Origin of the sequence: Acetivibrio ethanolgignens (assembly GCF_001461035.1) — a bacterium.
Taxonomy (GTDB): Bacteria; Bacillota; Clostridia; order Lachnospirales; family Lachnospiraceae; genus Velocimicrobium; species Velocimicrobium ethanolgignens.
In genome coordinates, this window is the sequence record NZ_LNAM01000001.1 from 26,436 (window position 1) to 50,708 (window position 24,273).

General features: G+C 44.5%; 16 protein-coding genes. All 16 read right to left on the reverse strand.

Annotated features, from left to right (window positions below; all coding sequences use genetic code 11):
* A complete protein-coding gene (locus ASU35_RS00145; protein WP_058351101.1) occupies positions 1 to 855 on the reverse strand; it encodes an ABC transporter ATP-binding protein in 855 nt (284 codons plus the stop codon).
* 81 nt (positions 856 to 936) lie between these two features.
* On the reverse strand, positions 937 to 2,598 hold the full coding sequence (leuA, locus tag ASU35_RS00150) for a 2-isopropylmalate synthase (RefSeq protein ID WP_058351102.1): 1,662 nt from the start codon (positions 2,596 to 2,598) through the stop codon (positions 937 to 939).
* Positions 2,599 to 2,874: 276 nt separating this feature from the next.
* On the reverse strand, positions 2,875 to 3,594 hold the full coding sequence (locus ASU35_RS00155; RefSeq protein ID WP_147525313.1) for a hypothetical protein: 720 nt from the start codon (positions 3,592 to 3,594) through the stop codon (positions 2,875 to 2,877).
* A 137-nt stretch (positions 3,595 to 3,731) separates the two neighbouring features.
* Positions 3,732 to 4,241 carry a chemotaxis protein CheW gene (locus ASU35_RS00160; protein ID WP_058351104.1) on the reverse strand — a complete coding sequence of 170 codons (510 nt, stop codon included), beginning with the start codon at positions 4,239 to 4,241 and terminating at the stop codon, positions 3,732 to 3,734.
* Positions 4,242 to 4,257: 16 nt separating this feature from the next.
* Positions 4,258 to 5,362 (reverse strand): peptide chain release factor 2 gene (gene prfB, locus ASU35_RS00165; protein ID WP_147525314.1). Its coding sequence is split into 2 segments (ribosomal slippage): positions 4,258 to 5,286 and positions 5,288 to 5,362, totalling 1,104 coding nucleotides; the frame shifts between segments, so codons are not numbered across the junction.
* A gap of 33 nt (positions 5,363 to 5,395) precedes the next feature.
* Positions 5,396 to 7,966 carry a preprotein translocase subunit SecA gene (gene secA / locus ASU35_RS00170; RefSeq protein ID WP_058351106.1) on the reverse strand — a complete coding sequence of 857 codons (2,571 nt, stop codon included), beginning with the start codon at positions 7,964 to 7,966 and terminating at the stop codon, positions 5,396 to 5,398.
* A gap of 161 nt (positions 7,967 to 8,127) precedes the next feature.
* Entirely contained in the window at positions 8,128 to 9,354 is a 1,227-nt protein-coding gene (locus ASU35_RS00175) for an NAD(P)/FAD-dependent oxidoreductase (RefSeq protein ID WP_058351107.1), read from the reverse strand.
* Positions 9,351 to 9,803, reverse strand: coding sequence for a 4Fe-4S dicluster domain-containing protein (locus ASU35_RS00180; protein ID WP_058351108.1), 453 nt, complete (start codon positions 9,801 to 9,803; stop codon positions 9,351 to 9,353). The genes ASU35_RS00175 and ASU35_RS00180 overlap by 4 nt, the downstream gene beginning before the upstream one ends.
* Before the next feature lie 11 nt (positions 9,804 to 9,814).
* Positions 9,815 to 11,698 carry an anaerobic carbon-monoxide dehydrogenase catalytic subunit gene (gene cooS / locus ASU35_RS00185; protein ID WP_058351109.1) on the reverse strand — a complete coding sequence of 628 codons (1,884 nt, stop codon included), beginning with the start codon at positions 11,696 to 11,698 and terminating at the stop codon, positions 9,815 to 9,817.
* A gap of 54 nt (positions 11,699 to 11,752) precedes the next feature.
* The gene (locus ASU35_RS00190) at positions 11,753 to 12,151 is read right to left on the reverse strand and encodes an RrF2 family transcriptional regulator (protein ID WP_058351110.1); all 399 of its coding nucleotides are present in this window, start codon (positions 12,149 to 12,151) and stop codon (positions 11,753 to 11,755) included.
* 78 nt (positions 12,152 to 12,229) lie between these two features.
* Positions 12,230 to 13,024 (reverse strand): ABC transporter ATP-binding protein, encoded by a 795-nt coding sequence (locus ASU35_RS00195; RefSeq protein WP_058351111.1) that lies wholly within the window; start codon positions 13,022 to 13,024, stop codon positions 12,230 to 12,232.
* Positions 13,017 to 13,913, reverse strand: coding sequence for an ABC transporter permease (locus tag ASU35_RS00200; protein ID WP_058351112.1), 897 nt, complete (start codon positions 13,911 to 13,913; stop codon positions 13,017 to 13,019). The genes ASU35_RS00195 and ASU35_RS00200 overlap by 8 nt, the downstream gene beginning before the upstream one ends.
* Before the next feature lie 2 nt (positions 13,914 to 13,915).
* Complete coding sequence (locus ASU35_RS00205; protein WP_058351113.1) at positions 13,916 to 14,929, reverse strand: ABC transporter substrate-binding protein; 1,014 nt, start codon at positions 14,927 to 14,929, stop codon at positions 13,916 to 13,918.
* A 172-nt stretch (positions 14,930 to 15,101) separates the two neighbouring features.
* Complete coding sequence (locus ASU35_RS20545) at positions 15,102 to 16,967, reverse strand: type I phosphomannose isomerase catalytic subunit (protein WP_058351114.1); 1,866 nt, start codon at positions 16,965 to 16,967, stop codon at positions 15,102 to 15,104.
* Between the two features lie 42 nt (positions 16,968 to 17,009).
* A complete protein-coding gene (locus ASU35_RS00215; protein WP_058351115.1) occupies positions 17,010 to 20,477 on the reverse strand; it encodes a glycoside hydrolase family 2 TIM barrel-domain containing protein in 3,468 nt (1,155 codons plus the stop codon).
* 11 nt (positions 20,478 to 20,488) lie between these two features.
* The gene (locus tag ASU35_RS00220; RefSeq protein ID WP_058351116.1) at positions 20,489 to 24,214 is read right to left on the reverse strand and encodes an EndoS/ChiA family endoglycosidase; all 3,726 of its coding nucleotides are present in this window, start codon (positions 24,212 to 24,214) and stop codon (positions 20,489 to 20,491) included.
* Between the last annotated feature and the right edge of the window lie 59 nt (positions 24,215 to 24,273).

A 24,273-nucleotide genomic window follows, 5' to 3' on the forward strand; every position in this document is an offset into this window, starting at 1 on the left:
CTATCGCACCCCTTTCTTTCCCTTTAAAATATAATACATAATATCTTCCAGTGATGGTATCTCCACCTGCAGTTCCCTGTCATAGCCTGCCAGCCGATTATGCTTTACCAAAGCTCTGGAACAGAATTCCCGCTTCTCCTTGTAAATCACCCGTTCCTTTGGCAAAAGCCTCAGCTTATAAGCCTCGCCACTCACCATACGGTAACGTTCCTCCAGCTGCCCTCTCTCCAGTGAAAATACCAGTCTTCCCTTATCAAGGAAGGTAACATAATCTGACAGACGCTCTAAATCTCTGGTCAGATGAGTTGCCAGGACAATACTGTGCTCACCGTTCTCCATAAATTCCATTAACACCTTCACAAATTCCTGCCGGAATTCCGGATCAAAGCTTGCCATCGGCTCATCCAGCAAAAGAAGCTTCGGCTTATGAGCCAGAGCAAAGGCAAATTGAAATTTTAATTTTTCTCCCTTTGAATACTTTTTTAACGGTTTATTCACCAAAAGCCCAAAGCGACCGCAATAAGCCTTCAAAAGCTCTCTATCATAGCTTTCATAATATTTCCCATACAAATCGCCATTCTGTAAAAGGGTCATTCCTCCACAAAAAAGCTCTTCATTTAACACATAGCCAATCTCACCTCTCACCCTTACTTCTTCATCATAAGCCTCCATTCCATCAATCTTCACAGAGCCCTCGTCGGGTGCATAAAGTCCCAGTAAAAGATGAAGAAGTGTTGTTTTTCCGGCACCATTAGCTCCAATGAGCCCCATAATATAGCCTTTTGGGAGAGAAAAAGAAATATCCTCTAAAACAAAGCTTCCCAGCTGTTTTTTTACATTTTTCACTTCTACCATAAGCAACCTCCCATTAACTCAGCGTTTATATACTGTATATATTAATATATACAGTATATAAACGCTTTTGTCAATAGAAAATTATAAATTCTTTCGCAGACGGTTCACCGCACTAAAGATAGCCCGTAGGGAAGAACGTGTAATATTGGAGCTGACACCAACACCATAGGTCACTTCATTGGTATCTCTATTTAACATATGGATATAGGTAACCGCCTGGGCATTGGAGCCGGTGCTTAAAGCATGCTCATTATAATCAAGCACCTTCAAATCCATATGGTACTGCTCTTCCATACCTCTTTGTACCGCATCAATCGGTCCGTTACCAACTGCCTCAAAGCTCTTTTCCTCACCGTGGTCTGTATAGGTCACAAATACTCTGGTTTCATCGCCTTCCATATCCTCAATTTTGCATTTTTTAAAGTGCAGCGGCTCTTTTGCTTCCAGGTAATTTTTTCTGAATTCCTCCATGATTTGCTCTGGAGCCACTTCACCCTGCCGTTCTGCAATCCTCTGGATGACATCTGCAAATTCCTTGTGCATACCCTTTGGAAGACGGAAACCAAAATAAGTATCCATTACAAAGGCTACGCCACCCTTGCCGGACTGGCTGTTGATGCGGACAATCGGCTCATACTGCCGCCCGATATCGGATGGATCAATTGGCAAATAGGGTACCTCCCAGTGCTTCTGCTTCCGCTCCTCCATTGCCTTGACACCCTTGTTGATGGCATCCTGATGAGAGCCGGAAAAGGCAGTAAATACCAGTTTACCTGCATAGGGATGTCTTGGATGAACCGGTATCTTATTACAGCGTTCATAAACCTCTATAATCTCATTTATATTTTCAATCGCCAGGTTAGGATTGATACCCTGGGAAAACATATTATAGGCAATATTCATTATATCTACGTTACCAGTTCTCTCTCCATTTCCAAAAATCGTACCCTCAATACGGTCACAGCCGGCAAGCAAGGCAAGCTCTGCAGAGGCTACTGCTGTACCCCGGTCATTGTGCGGATGAATACTTAAGATAACCGCCTCCCGGTTTTTAAAATGACGGTGCATCCACTCAATCTGGTCTGCATAGACATTTGGTGTATTCATTTCTACCGTAGAAGGCAGATTAATAATCACCGGCTTTTCCTTAGAAGCTCCCCATTCATCCAGTACAGCCTCACAGACTTCCAGTGCATAATCAAGCTCCGTTCCGGTAAAGCTCTCCGGTGAATACTCTAAGATAATCTTTCCCGGAAAGTCCTTCACTCTTTCCTTTACCATCCTCGTTCCATCGATAGCAATCTGTTTAATTTCCTCTTTGCTTTTGTTAAAAACAACAGCTCTTTGCAGGGTAGAAGTAGAATTATAAATGTGAACAATCGCCGTCTTAATTCCCTCCAGAGCCTCAAAGGTTCTGTCAATCAGATGTTCCCGGCACTGTACCAGCACCTGAACTATCACATCCTCCGGTATCAGCTTCCGCTCTACCAGCTGTCGCAGGAAATCATACTCAATCTGGGAAGCGGAAGGGAAGCCGACCTCTATCTCCTTAAAGCCCAGCCTAACTAAAAGATTAAAAAATTCAATTTTCTCTTCTACTACCATCGGCTCAATCAAAGCCTGATTGCCGTCACGCAAATCTACACTGCACCAGACTGGTGCCTTTTCAATCTCCTTATTCGGCCACTGCCTTTCTGGATAATCTACTACTGGGTTTCTTTTGTATCTGCCATAATTCAGCATTGCATTTCCTCCTTCATAAAAAACTAAAAGCCTGCGTCTCTATCCCAAGAGACGCAGGCTGGCTACGCGGTACCACTCTTTTTCACACCTTATCGTGTGCACTCACTGGATACAGGCCAATGGCTGTATATCCTGCTGTCTGATAACGGTCAGCTTCCGTCCTTACCTACTAAAGGTTCAGTAAGACTGCTCAAGGGCGAGTTCCACTTTCCTCTGCAGTTTTATTATTACCTATAATAATAGATAAATTGATTTCTGTCAATCCTCAAAATATTTTTATTTTGTCAAATATTTTAATGCCTTTACGCTGCTTTTCTGATTTTGAGTATTTGCCACAATGCCAATTACCGGAGTCTTCATTCCCGTCCCCAGCTCCTCAAACCGCTGCAATCCCTTCAGATAAATCCCATAAGCCATCGTTTCTCCGTAGCTTACCTTTTCACCTTCCATCTCTTTTGTCCGATCCAGATAGATTCTGTCGGACAATCGGCTATACAGATCCGTCGGCAGAGCTTCTGCCAGATCCATAAAATACCCCTGCTTTGCAAAATAATGAAATTCTTCTTCCCCAGCAATTACAATATCCAGCATTTTGGAATGTGCCTGTGCCGAAAGCTTCTGTATAGCTCCCAGGCTTCCCTGGTCCATTCCCTCAAGCTCTATAAAATAGGAGCTGTCCAAAACAACATTCTCCAGATTCTCGCATTCTAACAGTCCTGCCAGGGATTTCATCATCTCGTCTTCTTTTTCCTGAGTTGAACTGCTATTAATCAAAGCAACATACAAATCTATCTCATTTTTAGGTGAAAGTATGTTAGAAAAAAACCAGAGACCAAAGGCTAGTGCTCCAAGTATCGCCAGCGTTTTTATCAGATAGTAATCCTTAAAATACTGCCATCTCTCTGCACCGCTTAATTCCTTCCATTTCTGCCTTTCTGCCTTATTCTTTCTTTTATCATAAATATAGGCATCCTCCTGCAAACGCGTTTCCTTCACGGAAAAATTACCCCCAATCCTGTTTATTCTCTATTTAATAGTACCACAGTCCTGCCATTAAAAAAAGAAATTAACGGCTGTGGTTTCACAACGAAACACTTCGTTTTAAAACCACAGCCAGACTCTTTAAACGTAATTTATTCCTCTTCCTCAGAAGCTTCCTCTACAGCCTCTTCCTGCTTCTTGCTATCCTCAATAAACTTCTGGATGTTCCGCTTTTCCTCCTCCGTAAGCATACCCTCCAGGTCGATCATGATGGCCAGTGTATCCTTAAGATGTACCACCTTGGAAATATAGCCAGTATTCTGGTTCTGAATCAGAGCCGGCACAGCGGTGAACTCCTTATCATCTACCTCTATAATTTCCCGCATTCGGTCTACTTCCATGGCTAGCATAACTCCATTCTTAAGACCGCCAATAATCAGCTGAGTTTCACTGTCTGGCTGTTTTGGCAAAAGCCCCAGCTTGGTACGGAGGCTATAAACAGGAATTACCTCTCCACGCAGGTTTAAGAGTCCCTTAATGTGGGGCAAACTGCTTGGTACTGGGATAAAATCCAGCATTTTTTCAATCCCTTTGGTTGCTTCTACATCCAGTCCGTATACATATCTGTCCAGATAGAAAAATACAACTCTTTTTGTAGCCATAGCTTACTCCTCTCTACTACTTGCTGATGCTCTTTAAATATGCGTTAATAAACAAATCAATATCTCCATCCAGTACAGCACTTACATTTCCCGTCTCTACATTGGTTCTGTGATCCTTTACCATCGAATATGGCTGCATAACATAGGAACGAATCTGGCTTCCCCAGCCAATCTCCTTCGTTTCACCACGGATTTCCGATTCCTTCTTTGCATTCTCCTCCTGTTTTAAAAGATAGAGCTTTGCCTTTAACATCTGCATTGCCTTATCCTTATTCATGTGCTGAGAACGCTCATTCTGGCACTGTACTACGATTCCTGTCGGAAAATGAGTAATACGGATTGCCGAAGAGGTCTTATTAATATGCTGTCCACCGGCACCACTGGAGCGATAGGTATCGATATGAATGTCATCATCTGCAATCTCAATATCAATATCCTCTTCAATATCTGGCATGACATCACAGGATACAAAGGAAGTCTGCCGCTTACCTGCCGCATTAAAAGGGGAAATCCGTATCAGACGGTGTACTCCTCTTTCGGATTTTAAATATCCATAAGCATTCTCTCCGGCAATCTCTAAGGTTACCGACCTAAGCCCAGCCCCATCACCATCCAGATAATCCAGCATAGTAACAGAAAAGCCCTTTTTCTCTGCCCATCTTTGGTACATCCGGCACAGCATGCTCGCCCAGTCACAGCTTTCCGTACCACCTGCACCGGCATGAAGGGTAAGAATCGCGTTATCCTTGTCATATTCCTCAGAAAGAAGGGTCTGGATACGCAGGTTCTCATAGTGTTCAATAAACTCCTTCAGGGCTTCATCTATCTCCGGAATCAGAGAAGCATCACTTTCTTCATAGCCCATCACCAGCAGAGTCTCAATATCCTCGTATTCTCCCTTCAGCTGGTTATAGGTATCCAAAGTACCCTTCAGACCTTTTAATTCCTTCATACACTCCTGAGACCTCTCCGGGTCCTCCCAAAAGTCCGGAGCCTCCATAATCAGCTCCAGCTCTTCAATCCTAAGCTTTTTATTAGCCAGGTCAAAGTGAATCCCCGATTTCTTCTAATGGCTTTGCATAGGTACCCAGAGTATACTTAAACTGGTCTAACTCTACCATATCATTCACCTCTTTTTCATTTCTTTTCTGTGGCTACGCATTTCTTCCACAGCAGAACTTATATTTCTTACCGCTTCCACAAGGACATGGATCATTTGGCATAACCTTCTTGCTGGTTCTCTTTACAGGAGTCTTTCCCGCAGAATCATCCTTGTTTGTTCCCGTCACCTTGGCAACCTGTTCTCTTTCTACCTTCTGCTCAATCCGTACATGGAGAAGAGCACCTACCGTATCCTCTTCAATAGACTCTGTCATCTCTTCAAACATCTCATAGCCCATGAACTTATACTCTACCAGAGGGTCTCTCTGTCCATAAGCCTGCAAACCGATGCCTTGACGCAGCTGATCCATATCATCAATATGATCCATCCACTTATGGTCGATTACCTTTAACAGGATAACCCGCTCAATTTCACGAATCTGTTCTGGCTCTGGGAATTCCGCTTCCTTTGCCTCATAAAGCTTCACAGCAGCCTCCTTTAGCTGCTGAATCAGCTCGGCCTTCTTTCCATGCTTTATCTGTTCTTCGGTAAGCTTAATCGGAGGCATAGGATAAATCCGTAAAATTAGCTGGTTTAATTCCTCCATATCCCATTCTTCCGGTGTCTGGTCATCACCAATGCAACGATTCACCAGACGTTCTATCGTATCTGTCATCATCTTATAGATGACATCACGCATACTTTCGCCATTTAATACCTTTTTACGCTCTGTGTAAATAATCTCACGCTGGTCATTATTTACCTGATCGTACTCCAACAGGTTCTTACGAATGCCAAAGTTGTTAGACTCTATCTTCATCTGAGCCCTCTCAATGGCACTGCTTAGCATCTTATGCTCCAGCTGCTCACCCTCTGGAAGTCCCATAGAGGTAAACATAGACATCAGCCTCTCAGAGCCGAACAGTCGCATAAGGTCATCCTCCAGGGAAATATAGAAACGGGACTCTCCCGGATCTCCCTGACGACCGGCACGGCCACGCAGCTGGTTATCAATACGACGGGACTCATGACGCTCTGTACCGATAATCTTCAGACCTCCAAGCTCTACAACTCCCTCGCCCAGCTTAATATCCGTACCACGGCCTGCCATGTTGGTAGCGATAGTTACTGCACCGTACTGACCGGCATCAGCAATAATTTCTGCCTCAATTTCATGGAATTTCGCATTCAGTACCTTATGTGGAACTCCTTTTCTGCGGAGCATATCACTTAATTCCTCAGAAGCTTCGATGGTAATTGTACCAACCAGTACTGGCTGGCCTTTCTCATGAGCCTCTACAATAGCATCTACTACCGCATGAAGCTTTTCTTTCTTTGTCTTATATACCGCATCCTGCAAATCCGCTCTGGCAATTGGTTTGTTGGTCGGAACCTCAATAACATCCATACCATAGATTTCACGGAACTCTTTTTCCTCTGTCAAAGCAGTACCGGTCATACCAGATTTCTTTGCATACTTATTAAAGAAGTTCTGGAAGGTAATCGTAGCCAGAGTCTTACTCTCACGCTTTACCTTTACATGCTCCTTTGCCTCAATCGCCTGATGAAGGCCGTCAGAATAACGGCGGCCCGGCATAATACGTCCAGTAAACTCATCTACGATTAAGACCTCATCATCCTTAACTACATAGTCCTTATCGCGGAACATCAGGTTATGTGCCCGCAGAGCAAGAATAATATTATGCTGGATTTCCAGGTTCTCCGGGTCAGCCAGATTCTCAATCTGGAAGAATTTCTCTACCTTCTTAACACCCTTTTCTGTCAGGTTTACATTTTTATCCTTTTCATTAACAACGAAATCACCGGTTTCATTGTCATCTTCCTTCATCAGAATATCCATCTTGGTAAGCTCTTTTGCAGTACCACGCTCCAGCTGTCTTGCCAGAATATCACAGGCTTCATAAAGCTTGGTAGATTTACCGCTCTGACCGGAAATAATCAAAGGTGTCCTCGCCTCATCAATCAGTACAGAGTCAACCTCATCAATAATCGCATAATGCAGGTCACGGAGCACCAGCTGCTCTTTATAAATAACCATATTATCTCTTAAGTAATCAAAGCCCAGCTCGTTGTTCGTAGCATAAGTAATATCACAGGCATAGGCAGCTCTTCTTTCTTCGCTTTCCATACCATTTAAGATAACGCCGACCCTTAAGCCCAAAAACTCATGAATCTGTCCCATCCATTCTGCATCACGCTTTGCCAGATAATCATTAACGGTAACGATGTGTACACCTTTACCCTCTAAGGCATTCAAATAGGCAGGCAGAGTAGAAACCAGGGTCTTACCTTCACCAGTACGCATCTCGGTAATACGACCCTGATGAAGAATCACACCACCAATCAGCTGTACACGGTAATGTCTCATACCCAGCACACGCTTAGAAGCCTCTCTTACCGTAGCAAAAGCCTCCGGAAGCAGGTCATCCAGTGTCTCTCCATTCTGCAATCTGTTTTTATATTCATCGGTCTTAGCTCTCAGTTCTTCATCTGTCAGCTTTTCAAGCTCCGGCTCCATAGCCTCAATTTTATCTACAATCGGATAAATCCGCTTCAGCTCATGCTGGCTATGAGTACCGAACATCTTTGTTATAATATTCATGTTCCCTTTCACTCCTATATAAATTTGTAATGGAATCCCTCTCATTCCACAACACTAATTTATATTCTAACATTAATTCATCATCCTAGCAACTGTTTTTTCCTTAAAAAAGCTGTCACCTCACGATACCATTATCGTTCAAGTGACAGCTTTTTTCATCATCATTTGTAAGTATAAAAATAAGCTCCTTTTTCATCTATCCCATAAAAATCTCCAAAAGAAAGATGGAAAATATCCTTTTTAACCATACTCAAATCAACCTCATTTTTAATCAGATACTGGTAAATTCCTGCATAATCGATAGAACCCTGAAGCAAAATGCTTTCTAATCTTCCATTTCGAAGAATTGCTCTCTTATAATTTCCTGAATCCTCACATTCCAGCACAGTATCTCCAGCCTCTTCCACTCCACGCCCTAAAGAAAGGGTCGTAAGTCCATAAAAATTCATGGTATTTTTCATAGCATAGCGGTCAACATAATATCTTTGTTGTCCACACATATTATAAGCAGCCGTTTCTCCCTGTTTCATGGCATTTGGCCATATTGCCGAAAGCCCTGTTACATCTCCTGCTGCATAAACTCCCGGACAGCTGGTTTCCATAGTATCTGATACCTTGATAAAACGTTCCACTGCAATTTTTGTATCTAACACACACTCCAAAGCCGGACGAACGCCTGCAGCCACGATGACAAGATCACAATTTATTTTTGTTCCATCATCAAGAATAACAGCATCTATGCTTCCATTTTCATCCATATGAGTTTCAGAGGCCTTTTTCCCAAGCAGGAACTGACAGCCCCTTTGCTCAAACAGCTCTTTATAAGCCTTTCCAGCCTTTTCATTGAGCTGTATCGGCAGAATACGGTCTGCCATCTCCACCACTGTTACCTTCTTATCCTGTTCTAAAAAAGCATAAGCTGCGTCCATGCCTACCAGGCCGGAGCCTATAATCAAAATATGAGAAGCCTGCTCTGCCATTTTCCGGATTTTCTGGGCATCTGAAAGATGACGGAGCCCAAATACATTACCAGCCTCACGAAGCTGTCCTACCGGTGGTATGATACTGTTAGCTCCTGTTGCAATCAGAAGCCTGTCATAGTGATAGCTCTGCCCATTCTCCAAAACAACCTCTTTCTCTTTCGTTCGAATGGTTTTTACCGTTGCCTTTGAGATCCAGTTAATTCGATCAGAAACGAAAAATTCCGGTTCTACAAAAGATAAGCTTTTCTCGTCACGCTCATAGCTTAAGTAGCGGTGAAGCATACAGCGGGAATGAACATATTCATCCGTCGATATTATCGTAATATAAGCCTCCGGGTCTAAACGATGTATTGTTTTTGCTGCTGTTATACCGGCAGCTCCAGCTCCAATAATCATATGTATCATGGCGTCACCTCCTCAATATAAATTGCCTCCTTCGGACAGGCCTTAACACAGCTTGGCTCACCACCATTCTCCAGACAAAAATCGCATTTTATAACTCTTGTTCTGGTTGCCTGATCTGGCTTCAATACTCCATAGGGACAATTCATTACGCACATAAAGCAGGAACCACATTTTTCTTCATCATAAGACACAAGTCCGGTGAGAAAATCCTTTGTAAGAGCCCCACTCATACAGGACATAACGCACTCAGGCATATCACAATGACGGCAGAATATAGGACGGTATTTGCCATCTAAGACTGATTCGATATGATTTCTGGACTCATTCCGGATATCTGTTAAATCCAGATCATAGATTGTACCTGGAGCTTCTCTATGTGCCTGCATACACGCCACTACACAGTTTTTACATCCGTCACATTCAGCTGCGTTTATCATAATCCTTCTCATAAGCACTCCTCCTAAATATGCAGACCCTGTCGCTTTTCCTGAATAATTTCTTCCAGAATATCTGCTGACTCCTTTGCATCTCCATTGATAATTATCTGTCCACCCGTTAATACCTTCATATCCTCTGTCAGCACCTTTACTGCTGTTTTGCTTCCTGTCACAAAGGGTGGAAGTCCCAGATGCAACGGCAGTCCCAGTGCCAGACCAAAGCAGCCGTCAGCCAGAGCCTGCTCCTCCAGCCACTGTGCAGCAGATAAAACAAGCGGCAGCTGTGGCAAATCTACCCCCAGCTCAGCAGCAATTTCTGTTGCCACGATTTCAAGACGCCCAATCGCCAGACATGGTCCGAAGTTTAATACCGGTGGGATATTAAGCTTTTCACATACGGCACGAAGTCCCGGGCCAGCCATTTTAGCAGCCTCATTTGTCATAAATCCACAATTTTCAATGCCTCCCGAAGAGCAGCCCGCAGTAAGTACAATGATATCTCTGGCAATCAGCTCCTTTGTCAGCTCTACACTAAGTACATCATGTCCACCGGCGGTAAGGTTAGAACAGCCTACCACACCTGCAATTCCCTTAATCTTTCCCGCAACAATCAAATCAATCAGTGGTTTCCATTTTCCTCCAAGAAACTCCTTAAGAGAGCCTTCACTAACTCCGGTAAGGGTATGTTCATTTCCATGATCCTTCATAAGCTTAAGCTCTACGCTGCCTCTTCGCTCCTTATAGGCAGCAATAATCTTATCAATGATTTCGTTACTCTGCTCCTCCCGGTTTTTAAAATCAAAGGGAATAAGCTCTGCATTTGCCTTCTTTGCCACGTCATCCAGGCAAATCTGCTTTATTTTTAACTCATCACAAATTGGCTCAATTCCCGGAAGAGTACAGTTGAATTCAGACAGAACAGCATCAATTGCTCCTGTAGCGAGAATTGCCTCACTTGTATAATTATTTCCTGCATGTCCATCAAATACCTCTGTGTAATGAGCACCTCTAAGCTGTAAGTCCTGTCCCACACAGGTACAGCCTACCAGCTTAAAGCCCTTTGCCCCAGCTTCCCTTGCCTTTCTTTTTGCAGCATCAGAAATCAGCTTTTGCTGAAGATCCACAAAAATTGTATGCTGATGCCCGGTAATCATAATATTGATATAATCCGGATCAATCACACGAAGTCCCACAGGAGCCGTTCGAAGCTTTGGCTGCCCTAAAAGCACATCATTTAAAAGATTGGTAAGCGTCAATCCATAAATGCCTGTAGAGATACCAAGCTTTAAGCAGTCAAGCAGCATATCCACCGGGTCAGAATTAAGGTTGGTAGAGCACTTTACAACCCCCTTGAAAACCTCTGCCTTGGCACCACCAGGCATGATTCCCAGCTCCTTCCAGCGCTGAACCCGCGGCTGATAAGCAATCTTTTCAACCAGGGCTGCCGGTACATATTCCGGTCTATAAATATCTTCAAGTACTGCATCGGCAACCTTTTCTGCTTTTACATAAGGATCCTCTTCTGTAATCTGTAAAAGCTCTGCCAGATGGTTTAAGGATTCCATTCCCTTCAATTCTCCTCGAGCCTGTGCTGTCTTTTTCAGATTCAGAGCTGTATTTTCTACAACATGAATGTAGCAGCCACTTCCTGCGGCTACTGCCCTTAAGAGATTTCTAGTCACAATCGTATCTGCATTGGCACCACAGATTCCCCTCGGAGCCTTTGGTGTAATCCGACATGGTCCATTTGAGCATAACCGGCAACAGACTCCCTGCAATCCAAAACCACATTTTGTGCTTTGTCCCTCTACTCTATGGTGGGAAGTCTCCATCGGAAGAGATCGAATAAACTCTTCTAATGGCTTATCTGCACTTTTACAGGTATTGCATCCATAACATTGATTCATTTTTGGTCCCTCCTACATACTTTACTAAAATAGTCAAGATTTTGATAAGCTTACTTACCAAAGGATTTCTTCTAAAGATTTTCTTTTCAGCTCTTCTATAAGAATCTTCTGTAGCCGTGCCATTTCGCAGTGAATTTTACAAGGCTTTTTTTCTGTATTTTTAGGACAGCTATGCCCCTCCTTCATGCATTCAAAAACTAAAATATCCGGCATGATAACCACACAGATATCATAAAGGGTAATTTCTGCTGAATTTCGTTTCAAAGCATAGCCGCCCTTACTTCCCCTATAGCTTTTTAACAGGCCAGCCCTTTCCAGCTTTCTGGTAATCTTATAGGTCATGGCATAAGGCAGCCTCTCTATCTCGCTTATCATGGAGACACTCATGCATTCTCCCGTAGAAAGCGTCCGCATGACACGAATTGCATAATCACATTCTCTGGTAAATAACATATTTTTCCTCCTGCTGCCTTAACTATACTATATCATACTAAATTAGTCAAGTATCTCCCTCTCAAAATTTTTACGCAGTTATGACAGCATCATTCTGTCATTGGAGAACTCTCCTCCGCTGGCTTCTTCAAACTTGGCAAGTAAATCTGCTACCTTAAGAATCTTCTTTTCCTCGCCGCAGACATCATAGATAATCCGTCCCTCATGCATCATAATCAGTCGGTTGCCCAGACGAATAGCATCCTTCATGTTATGGGTAATCATAAGGGTTGTAAGATGATCCTTTTCCACGATTTCCTCTGTCAGCTCCAGCACCTTCTTTGCCGTTTTCGGGTCTAAGGCTGCCGTATGCTCATCTAAAAGCAGAACCTTTGGCTTTTTCAGGGAGGCCATCAAAAGCGTCAGGGCCTGTCTCTGTCCACCAGACAAAAGTCCTACCTTAGCTGTCATCCGGTTTTCCAGGCCCAGATCCAGAGTCTTTAGCTTTTCCTTATATTCCTCTCGCTCCTTTGCTGTAATTCCCCAGCCAAGAAGCCGCCTCTGTCCACGTCTTGCCGCAATTGCCAGATTTTCCTCTATATTCATATCTGCAGCTGTTCCTGTCATAGGATCCTGGAACACACGCCCCAGATATCTGGCACGCTGATCCTCTGAAAGCCGGGTAACTTCTGTATCATCAATAAAAATAGAGCCTGCATTTACCGGATACACCCCGGCTATCATATTTAAGAGTGTTGACTTTCCTGCACCATTTCCACCGATAACAGTAACAAAATCGCCCTCATTTAATACCAAATCGACCCCATTCAGGGCCTTCTTTTCATTTATCGTTCCCGGATTAAAGGTCTTATACACTCCTTTTATTTTAAGCATCTGCCCTTCCTCCCTTCCGTCCTTCAAAATATTTGCCCTTCAGATGAGGCAGTGCCAAAAACAGTGCTACAATCAGTGCGGAAAACAGCTTCAGGTCATTGGTGGACAATCCCAGCTGCAGTACCAAAGCGATTACAATAAAGTAAATAATCGCACCAAATACTGCCGCCAGCATCCGTAAAGCAAAATTCTGAAAAATCTTTCCAAAAATAACCTCACCTATAATAACTGCTGCCAGACCAATTACAATCGCACCCCGTCCCATATTTACATCTGCACTTCCCTGATACTGTGCATACAGACCGCCAGCCATACCTACCAGGCCATTGGAAAGCATCAGTCCCAGCACCTTCTGGCGGCTGGTGCTGATACCCTGGGCTCTAGCCATCCGCTCATTACAGCCGGTCGCACGCACAGCAGCTCCCAGCTCAGTTCCGAAAAACCAATAAAGAACACCTATAACAACTGCACAAAAAATTGCCGCGGTCAGGCAGGCCTCTTTAATATACCGGAGGCTTACTATCAGGCTATAGGTGTCAACACTGACTGCCTGGTTTGATTTTCCCAGAATTCGCATATTTACAGAATACAAGCCCAGCTGGGTCAGAATCCCCGATAAAATCGATGGTATTCCAAAGGCGGTATGAAAAATACCCGTCACAAGCCCAGCCAGCATTCCTGCCAGAAAAGCCAATGCTAAAGCCAGGTATGGATTCATTCCTCCTAAAATTCCCATGACTGCTACAGCACCGCCGGTCGCGATACTGCCATCTACTGTTAAATCTGCATAATCCAATACCTTATAGGTTACATAAATTCCAATCGCCATAATTCCCCAGATAAGTCCCTGGGCTATGGAGCCCGGAAGTGCATTAATCAGTGACATCATTTCTAATCCTCTTTCTCAATTGCGACCATATCCTCCGGCATTGTCATTCCCAGTGCCTCAGCTATTTCCGCATTATATTTTACTGTAGTTTCATCTGCATATTCAATTGGCATAGCCGCCGGGTCCGCTCCATTTACCAGAATTTCATATGCCATAAGACCTGCATTATAGCCCAGGCTATAATAAGAAATGCTTAAGGTAGCAAGGCCGCCTCCGGCACAGGCATTTTCTTCTCCTGAGATTACCGGAAGCTTAGCCGGAAGGGTAACATTTTTTACAACCTGCATATTATCAGCCATGGTATTATCTGTCGGGATGTAAAGGACATCACATTCCTCTGCCGCCTTCGTCACAACCTGCTGAACATCGTTGGAGTCGGCCACTGTATAACGGTTAACCCTAATCCCCTCCTTTGTAAGCTCAGCCTCTGCTTTATCTGCCTGGAATACAGAGTTAGCCTCTGCAGAGCAGTACAAAATTCCTGCTGTTTCAGCCTCCGGTACCAGTTTTTTCAAAAGCTCAATCTGCCGGTCGATCGGGGCCAGGTCAGATGCTCCGGTTACATTTCTTCCCGGTGCTTCGTTGCTTTCAGCAACACCTGCAGATACGAAGTCAGTAACCGAGGTACCAACCACCGGAATATCTGCAGTAGCTGCTGCACAAGCCTGAAGTGCTGTAGTTGCATTTGCCATAATTAAGTCAACCTTATCATTTACAAACTTGGTTGCAATCGTTGCACAGTTGGCCTGCTCCCCCTGGGCATTCTGATAATCAAACCTCACCTTATCTTCCCCCAGCTTCTCTACCAGAGCTGCCCGAAAGCCTTCTGTCGCTGCATCCAGAGCCGGATGCTCCAACTGCTGACAGATACCGATTTTAAATACCTTATCCTCTGTGCTTTCCATCTCAGCCGATGCTTCTGGCCTTTTTGCTTCACCGCCCACAGTACCACAGCCACTAAGCAGTGTAACTCCCATCATTATTGCCATAAACAGGGCAAGTGTTTTCTTCCTCATAAGCCTATCCTCCTGAAACATTTTCGCTTTAACACTTAAACGCGTTGATAAGACATACTATAACATTCCTGTCATGATAAGTCAATAGCTGATATTCCACCAGGAAACGCAAAAATCCAAATGAAAATTTGTAATCTGTCATCCTTACAAATTTTCATTTGGATTATCCTTTTTAGTCAAGCAAATTCGCTGCTCCAATCATACCCGCATCATTGCCAAGCTCGGCAATCGCAATTTCCGGAATATCTCCTCTCTCACCACCAAAGCAGCTTTTCTTTAATATCTCACAAAGAGGTTTGGTAAGAACGCTTCCCTGTGCCGATATCCCCCCGCCAAGAAGCACGATCTGAGGCCGGAAAATATTTACAATATTTGCAATTCCTACCCCCAGCCTGCGGATATACAAATCTACTATTTCCTTCAGCTCTCCTGCCTCATCAGCCGCTTCAAAGATCTCCTTTGGTGTCATATCCTTTCCGACTGCCCTTTTCGCATCCCGAATCAGGGCTGTAGCAGAGCAATAGGCCTCCAGACAGCCTCGCCTGCCACAGGTACACAGCTCTCCATCTTCTATAATAACCATATGTCCCAGCTCGCAGCCGCCGATTCCTTTTCCCTGATATACCCTGCCATCTAAAATAACGCCGCCGCCAACTCCGGTCCCAAGGGTAAGCATAATAACATCCTGATATCTCTTCCCTGCCCCGGCAGCCGCCTCTCCCAGAGCAGCACAATCTGCATCATTGGCAATGGAAACGGGTATCGGAAGATATCTCTCCAGCTCCCTTACAATAGCAACATTTTCCCATTTTATATTATTGGAATAGATTACCACTCCGTTTTTACAGTCTAGCGTTCCCGGCACACCAACTCCCACACCGCTGCACTCCTCTATTCCAATTTCCTCTCTTTCTAAAAGCTCCAGCGTCTTTTCGCCAATCTCTCTGACAATCTCCTCCGGTGTACGCCCTCCATTGGTTTTTATTGTTTCCCGTGCAATAATTTTATTCTGCTTATCTATCAATCCGATTTTTGTATCGGTTCCGCCAATATCGATTCCAATACGGATTCCCTCTTTTTTCCCGGGAATTGTAGTAACCAAAGCCTCACAGCAGCCCTCTATGGTATAGTCTCCGCTTCCTGCAGGTATAAAAAGACTATCTCCCTTTTTGAAGGTAAGCACTTCTCCCTGACTGGAAATAGCTCCTGCTCCCTCCAGAACCAGAATACTGGCAAAGGATTCTTCCAAAACCCTTCCTTCCACCCTTTTTATAAGCTCACCATCCAGATTCAGCTTATCAACCGTAAAATAATCACAAGCTGCCACATGAGGGAGACATCTGCTATTTTTGACACTTGGCTTCCGATTGGTTACCTCAAGGGCCTCCTTAATATGTAATTCTCTTGTTTTTCCATCCTTACCTGTTCTTCCGTAATCATAGACCCGGTAGGTTACATTGGAATTTTGCTGGATTTCCGCGATCAGAATGTCTCCACCTATGGCATGGATAGTGCCTGCTTCAATAAAGAATACATCTCCCTTTTGAACTGGAACTGCATTGAGTACTTCCGTAAGCGTTTCATCGTAAATACGTCTTTCCAGCTCTTCCCTGCTGATTTCCCTTTGGAAGCCATAGTACAAAAATGCATTTTCTCCGGCATCCATTACATACCACATTTCGGTCTTTCCATACTGCCCCTCCTTTTTCAGGGCATAAGCATTATCCGGATGTACCTGGATGGATAGCTTATCCTTTGCATCAATCAGTTTTATTAAAATCGGGAAGTCACAAAAGCTTCTGCAATTCCTTCCCAGAACCTCTCTTCCCTCCTCATCAATATACTGCCGCAATGTCTTTCCTGCGTAAATACCATTTTCTATCACCGATGGTCCATCGGGATGGCAGGACAGCTCCCAGCTTTCTGCCAGCACTGCCTTATCATACTCCTTCCCATATTCCTCCACCAGCCTGTGGCCTCCCCAAAGGTAATCCTTACAGCTTGGCTTCAACTTTAATATACTTCTTTCCTTTTGCATGATTACTCCCTTCTCTTTATCCTTTCATCGACAAGTTGTTTCTTATTCATAGGAAACCCTCCTGCTCATTACCTCTATTCCGGAAGCCTCTATCACCTCAAAAGCCTCCTGTTCAAGGCGCAGACAAATGGCGATTGCCTCTATTCTCTCTTTAAATATAAACGCATACCTGTTTTTTCCCAGCTCTGTCTTTCTGTACTCTGTCTCCTTCCATTCCACACCATCCAGAGTGTAGGAAAAGGAAATACTGCTATCCAAATAAAGATTAACACTGTCTATCCAGTGAACGGTAGCCCAGGTCAGGGTAATAAGCAGCTTTTTTCTTTTCTCTTCTCTTTTTTCCAGTCTTAGCAGCTGATCCATAATGTTTATCTCTTCCCCGTAGATAGGGACAGCTACACGAATAAAGGCTCTGATCGGGTAAGCCTTCCCATCCATAGGAAGAGCCTCTCCTTCAATCTCAACCATATCTCCCGCATGTGCAAAGGACGCTGCATTCATATTTTCCATGTGCCATACTGCTTTAGCCTCTTCAAAGGCACTTCCGTCGGATAGATAGGTCATAACCTGTGCCGGAAGAACAGGTATTACTCCCGGCCTTGTCATCCCGGAATAATTCTTTCCTCCCGCAATTTCACTATACACATGGATAGTGATAGACAAATTCAGAGCCTCCGAGGCCAGGGTAAGCCTTCCTGTTACCTGGAAATTTCCCCTTTGCTTCAGCCTTTCTCTGTCAAAAGGGCTCCAGCTCACAGGGCAGGTTTCCTTTTTTCCGTTTCTTAAGGTAACCTCTATGTTCTCTGGGAGCTCTACCCTTGCAGCTCCTAAAGGCACATAGCAATGTCTTGGCATCCGATAGCTGATAAGCTCTCCAGCCTTTTTATTCCTCGCTTCCATGATTTGCACCGTGGTCACTGCAGGCTCTAAGCCATCGGACTGGGCTGTTACCCTTACTTCACCGGAAGCCTCTGTGGAACGCAGAATAACCAGAGCCTTGCCGGCATAGGCAGCAATTTCAGCTGTTTTTTTATCCTCTGACAGAACAGCTGGCTGCTGATACTTAGCCAGCGTAGCCTGATCTCCATTATCCACACCGGCTATCTGCGCATTCCCTTCCAGTGTGATTCGGATTATATGGTTTGCCGTGGTATGGATGACTCCCCGGTCATCTACCACATCATAGGTAAGATATACCAGGCTTTTCCCATCAGCAGCGATACACTCTCTATCCCTTGCCACTCTTAATTTCACAGCCGCCTCTGGCGTATATACCATTGCCTTTCCAACGGTTTTTTTTATTTCCTTTCCCTGTTCATCATAGGCCTTTGCCCAAATCCTCCCTTTTTCATATGCCACCATAAATTTAGCATAAAGGCTTTTTCCTTCACTTCCCCTTACGGGTGTGCAATTAACCATATCCCTTGTTTCCATTTCATAGGTAAAATAGCAGTGTCCGGCCTTCGTTCTGTGAACCCTTCGTGTAGCTGTACCAATATGCTCTTCATTACGGTAAAGCTCCACCCTGGCCCCGTTGGTATAGATAGCAACGGGAGTTTTTCCCTCTTCCTTTCGCATATTTTTTTCATCCCAGGCTGTGACCAGATGCAGGGTTGTATCCTTCCTGTTCCACTGGCTGCGGTAAAGATAATAGCTATCCTTTGGAAAACCCGTGGTTTCCACAATCCCAAAGTAGCTGCTATTAGGAAGAGCTCTCCCATCCGTTTTACTTCCCCTGTCAATTCCATTCCATGGAGTAGGCTCTCCGATATAGTCAAAGCCCGTCCAGACAAATTCTCCTGCTACAAAATCCCTGGTCATGGTATCGTAAATGGAGGCACTGGCGGTTTTTCCCCAGGCCACGGTAGAACTGTCATAGGAGGTAAGATGGTATTTTCCATCAGCATTTGCTCTGCTTTGTTCTGTTGTATAGACCCCACGGCTATTGACAGCAGAAGCAGTTTCTGAGCTAATCAGACAGCCATAGACCCTTGTCAGGGCATCCAGCTCAGAGGCAGCTGCATAATTAAAGCCAACAATGCCACCACTATTCCTTACAACCTCCAAAACCTCTCTTAGTACCTCATTCCCGGCCCTGGTATTATCTCCATGGGTTACTTTTCGTTCCTTGTCCTCTTCTCTGATCCATGCAATCAGCTTTTTTGCAATATTCGGAAACTCCTTACTGACAGCGGCTCCCTCCTGAATTTCATTGCCCAGGGACCATAGCATGAGGGACGGGTGATTACGGTCACGCCTTACCGTAGATTTTACGGCAAATTCTGCCCAGGTCATGGCTCTGCTTCCACCTATAAGCCCCTGCTTTTCTGTCAGCCTCTCATTAAAATAGGCTGCAAAATCATGGCTGTTTCCATTTTTGGAGACATTCCACCCGTCGAAAAGCTCTTCAATCACTAAAAGCCCCAGCTCATCGCAAATCTGAAGGAAATGCTTATCAGCAGGATTGTGGGCAGTACGGACGGCATTTGCCCCCATCTCCTTCATCAGCGATAGCTGGCGATAGACGGCATCATAGCAGGCTGCTGCCCCAAGAGCTCCCTGATCATGATGCATGCATACCCCACAAAGCTTTACATTCCTTCCATTCAAGCGAAAGCCTTCCTGCTCATCAAAGGCAAACCAGCGAAAGCCAAATTTTGTTTCCCGCTGCTCTATCACCTGGTTACTTACCAAAAGCTCTGTCCTCACACAGTACATCACCGGATCCTCCAACGACCACAGCAAGGGATGGGATACCTTCGCACTGGCTATAAGACAGCTCCTTGTCCCTGTCTCCAGCCTTTGGCCTGTCTCCACTGTCTCTGACACAGGAATTCCATCGGCATTGTAAATCTGATTACGGACAATTACCTCTCTTCCTTCCTCCAGAAGATTTTCTATCTCCACCTCACAGCTTACCGTAGCAGTCCCATTCCCATATTCTCTGGCAAGCCTTGGGGTGCTTATTCTGATACCATTCAGGGCTATATGCACCGGGGGAACAACAAGCAAAGCTACCTCCCGGTAAATACCACTGCCCGAATACCAGCGGCTGGAGGGTATTGTGTGCTCGACCCTGACTGCCACTGTATTCTCTGTAACGCCATCGCAGACAAGCAAAGCCGTAATATCAAAGGAAAAGGGCATATATCCATAATGATTTTCCCCAACTAAAATACCATTGACATAGACATAGCTATCCTTATAGACACCATCGAAGCTTAAAAGGATGGTTTTGTCCTTACAGGCTTCGGGCATAAGAAAGGTCTTGCGATACCAGCCTGTGCCACCTGGGAGGAAGCCGCTTTGGGCTTCCCCCTCCACAGTAAATTCCTGTTCTATACTAAAGTCATGGGGCAGGCTAAGGCTTTGCCATGAAGCATCGTTAAAGTCGCTCCTTTTTGCAGACTCCGATTCCCCCATATAAAATTTCCATCCCTCATTAAAAGGGATATCCCCTCCAAGGATGGGACTGCCTATCCGGATTTCCTCCTGTCTTGTAAATACCATGATACACTTCCTTAGTCTTTGAATTGTCCTAAAATTTCCAGCTCAGGGATGGCTACTATACCTGCCTTCACCTTTGTTATATTGAAGCACCAATACCTCGCCTCTATGTTTTCAAGCTTGCTGCTATAAGCATTGGCCTCCCCCAGATTATCAAAGCTGTCTGCCTTCACCCAGCCAGCTCCAAATTCGTATTTTTTGGTATCATTATTCCAGCTGAGTTCTGAAGGTTTTCCTTCTCCTGTATAGTACCAAAGCTCCCCGTCCACTGTCTCTCTGGCAGTATTTCCATACACATTCTTATATGCATTGTAAAAAATCCATTGCTTTGCTACTGCTGACCCTTCGCCAAGGTCAAAGATAATATATGCCTCACTGCCACCTAGTCTAAGTGCCTCTCCCTGCTTCGGCTCCTTCACTCCATCAAATATCGTTTCCTTTTTTTGATTAAAGTCGTAACTGTACATCCCACCTGAAAAGGACGAATGGATAATGCCGGCCTTATTTTGTGTCAGATTTTCCAGCCGCTCCTTGCCTTCCCCTACGATCACCTCAAAGCGGAAGCATTCCTTATCATCATATACCTCAGTACCCTTACGTTTTACCTTTTCTAAAACCTGGACAGTATAGCTTTCGTCCTCTGCCAGTGAAATCTGGTTATCTACATCCGTACCGGTATGATTTACTGTCCTGAAGCTGTATCTTGCTATAGCTGTATTTTCTACCTCCTTCCCCTCTTTAAGCTCTTTGAAGAAGTAGGCTTTTGCAAATTCCTGGTAGCTATAGGTCTCATCTACAAAGGCAATACCATCCAGCTTGCTTTCCCTGAAGGCCTGGAAGCCGGCTTCTCCTCTTTGGATATAGGTTCCCCCACTGGTATAGGCACCCATGGAAAAATTATCCACTGTAATCGCCGAAGCTGTAGAGACAGTCAGCTTAAATTTCTTCTCTCCATTCACCATATAAGCCCTTGGCTTTTGCTTGTCAAATAAAATCTCACCTGCTGTAGCCTTAAGCTTCTGAAGCTTTTTGGCATCCTCTGTCCCATTGGAAAAATCAATCCGATTTTCGGAAATATCCAGGGTCTTCAGAGCTTTAAAGCTCTCTGTATCAGCAAAGGGCAGATGCTCTAAATCCAGATTCTTAAGCTCAAGGGTGTTAAGTGCCGGCAGTTCTGCCAGTTCAAGCCTGACCTCTTCCTTTTCATAAGGTGAGCCTTGCACTCCCCGGATAGACGCAGGAAGCACAGCGGTTGTTATCTCCTTAAGCTTTGTAAGTCCCTTTATCGTAAGCTTCTTTAAATTTGCAAAATTTTCTAGTCCCTGCAGACTTTCGATATTCGGGTCATCGATAACCAGCTCTCCGGAAAAGCGTGCTATATTGCCCTTATAGTCTCCAATTTGCCTGATAACACAATTCCGCAGTGCCTCATCCGGAAAATCCTCCGCTGTAATCCTTGCATAATCCTCATGCTCCACCATCTGCTTTTTCAATGCAATGGACCACTCATATTCCGTTTTGACCTGAGGTGTATTATCGCCCCATTTACTATCCCTTTTTCTGGAGTCTGTATCTTTGATAGTACAATTATTTTTCTTTGCACTCTCTGCGCCAACACCTTCCTTTACTCCATCTCTATCCACAGCATAAGCAAAAATACCAGCCTTTACCCCATCCTCCGGCTGCCACACAGCATGCCTGCAGGCTCTGGAATCCGTTGGTGTTCCAGGGTTTTTTCCATCTTTGGAAACCGTATCTCCCCAGATATTATCCCCCGCATCGCCTCCCTCCTCATAGAAGGAAAAGCCTATCATAAATTGCTCTGGCTTAATATATTCTTTAAAACCATTCCACATAGAGTCTCTGGTGCCATCCTTAAAGCCTGCTTCATCTACCTCCCAGGTCCCATTTTCACTTGTCACTCCATACATCTGGACAAGCACATAATTATATTCCTCATAGGTCTTTTGAAAAACCCGGCTTTTTGGTGCAGGAATGGTGGTATCCAGAATAAAAAGCTTCTCTGGATGCTCACTGCCTGGACCTATCAGCTTTCCTATCTCCTTTATCACAGAAATAAGCTGCTCATAGCACTGCTCCTTCTGTTCCTCTGAATAGTTCTTTGTAAGACCATTCCATGTATTGTCCGGTAAATCCATTCCCTCAAGGTCGATATCCAGGCCATCTAAGCCATAGGCATTTACATACCTGTCAACAATGGCCCCGGCCAGCTTCTTATAGCCCTCTTCATTCTTTTCATATTCCAATTCTTTAGAAAGACCACGGACTCCATATACATCCTTTATGCCTATGGTACGGATTACCTTCACACCCTTTTTGTGCAGTGCCGGCACATACTCCTCCTTCAGCACCCTCCAGAAATCGCTTTCATCAGCAGTCCAGTCTGCAAATACAAAAGCCAGATCCACACTATCCGGAATATCTGACATTTTATTTAATCCACCATGGGATTTCAGATTCTCTGGTTTACGCTCTGTCTCATTCTCGTCATAGCCCGTAGATGCTACATCCTTCCAGGTTCTGTAATAGGCTCCATACAAGGGTGCTCTCTTTAATTCCACTTCCTTCTTTGGTTCCTCCGGCTTCACTGGCTGCTCTTCCTTCTTTGGTTCCTCCGGCTTCACTGGCTGCTCTTCCTTCTTTGGCTCCTCCGGCTTCGCTGGCTGCTCCTCTTTCTTTGGCTCCTCCGGCTTCACTGGTATCACAATCTGCCCATAAGAAGGGGAAGGCTCATTTTCTACCTTTGTCATTCCTTCCGGAGTTCTTATTTCCACCGCATCCCTTGTATCATTTTTAACAATCAGCGGAATGTCCCTTCTGGAAGTCTCTATGTAGCTTCCCTCTGCTCCCTGCTTTAAGTGAAGCTCTACCCTGGCGGAAAGCTGAGCTTTGACCGGAAGCTCTGTTGTTATTTTACTATTCTCTGCCTTCTCTTCCACCAGCAGCCTTACCTCTGAAGGGGAAGTGTCCTTCTTTCCCGTGAGAGATAAAGCACAAGGCTCCTTCAGGGAGATTTCCTTTACCTTGCCAAGCACCTCCACTACTACCCTTGCCTCTTTCTTCTCAATTGCGATTGCCGCAAGCTCTGCTTCCTCGGATACTAAGATTCTTCCGCTGTCTGCAAGCACGGTAAGACTGTTCCCCCTTGCCTCTTCATGCCAGGTATCTGCCTTTATCTCATGGATGGTTATGCTTTCAAATCTGCCACTATTATAGATATCAGCCTTTGGAGCCTTCACTACAAGAGCAATATTCCCATAATCACCTCTGCCTATCCTCAAGGCAGTCTCAGCCTTTGTTTTTATAGTAATTTTCCTGATATCCTTATTAAGAAGAGCCCTATCCAGCTCTGATTGTCCAGAAACCGTGACCTCGGTTATTTTTTCACTCTTCTTTACAGTTACCTTACAGGTTAGTTTATAGCTTTTTTTCTCAGCCTTAATCATAGCTGTAACCATGGTACTTCCTGGTTTTACTGCTTTTATAAGGCCCTTCCTGCTAACGGTGGCTACCTTTTTATTAGCTGATTGAAAGGATACGATTGCTTTTTTTGGCAGATTTTTGATAACCAGCTGGTATGTCCTTTTCTTGCCACTGGTCTCTAAGGAAACCTTCGTTTTGTTTAAGCCTGGCTTTGATGCTGCATAAGCCGGAATGCTGGTCATGATGATGGCAAGAATTAAAAGTATTGCCATACCTTTCTTTTTTCTATCTCTCATTTACCTTCTCCTTATTATTTTTTAATATCCTAATACAGGCTATGACTTAAAAAAATCAT